Annotated in this window: 1 protein-coding gene; it reads right to left on the reverse strand. The window is 49.3% G+C overall.

All coding sequences use genetic code 11. From position 1 onward, the window contains the following. Positions 1-1,204, reverse strand: a 1,204-nt coding sequence (locus tag JX312_RS13825; RefSeq protein WP_204458500.1) for an OmpA family protein, incomplete at both ends; no start/stop codon positions are given.

Genomic DNA, 1,204 nt, shown 5'->3' on the forward strand with positions numbered 1-1,204 from the left:
ATTCCCCATACCCCTTCCAAGTGAGACGACCGGGATCTATACCTGCCGCAATCAGATAATCGACAACGCTTTTGGCTCGTCTGTTTGACAATTCGATATTGTATTCATCAGAACCTTTGCGGTCTGTATGCGCGCCCATCTCGATAGTGACATTCGGATTTTCATTGAGGATAGTGACCATTTCGTCAAGAGCCGTCTTTGACTCAGGTCGCAAGGAGGCTTTGTCGAAGTCATAGAAGATGTTTTCCACAACCTGGGGCTTATTGATGGCAGCCAAGATGAAATCAACGCCATAATCGGCGTTTTCCTCTTCCATGCCTGAAGTAAATTCTTGCTTGACATTCAGATATCCCTTGGCTCCCGCTTTCATGACATATTTAACCCCTCTTTCGAGCCTGAACCGGAAAGAGCCGTCATCGCGTGCGATCTCTTTCTGGTTTGAGCCATCGTCACCGACTATTCTTATTATTGCGTTTGGCACGGGTTCCTCGTCCTTGTCCAGTACATATCCCGATATGGTTACTTTAATTTCCGGCAGTTCAAAGCTATAGATGCTGTCATATCCACGTGCATCGCGGCGGTTGGAACTGAAAAAACCCGACTCGCCTTCCCCGAAGGTTATACCGAAATCATCCCCCGGACTGTTGATCGGTATGCCCATGTTCTCCACGCTCCATCGCTGACCGGTGCTGTTGAGGGTTGCCCGGAAAAGGTCGAGACCTCCGAAACCGGGATGTCCGTCGGAAGAAAAATAGAGTAAAGAGTCAGTGCGCACATATGGAAACATTTCATCGCCAGATGTGTTTATCTGCTCGCCCATATTTTCCAATGACCCTGTCGGCGATTTAAGATTGATTCGCCATATGTCTTTCCCTCCGAAGCCTCCCGGCATGTCTGAGCAGAAATAGAGGTACGTTCCGTCAGGCGACACCGCCGGGTGTCCGTAGGCGGATAAAGTGTCAGCAGTGATTTCATATTTCTGAGGTGCGCTCCATGAGGCATCCGAACGGCGGGAAGTGTAGATTTCCACAGAAGTGTCGGAATTCAGCGATCTTCGCGCCATTGTAAGATACATTGTCTGACCGTCGGGCGAAAAACTTACCACTCCTTCGTCGGCATCCGTATTCAGTTCCCCTTCCGCCGGTTCCGGTCTTTGCCATTCGCCACGTTCGTTTTTAGTGGAGAAGAATATATCGGATTTCTT

This window comes from Barnesiella sp. CU968 (assembly GCF_905219685.1).
GTDB lineage: Bacteria > Bacteroidota > Bacteroidia > Bacteroidales > Muribaculaceae > Lepagella > Lepagella muris_A.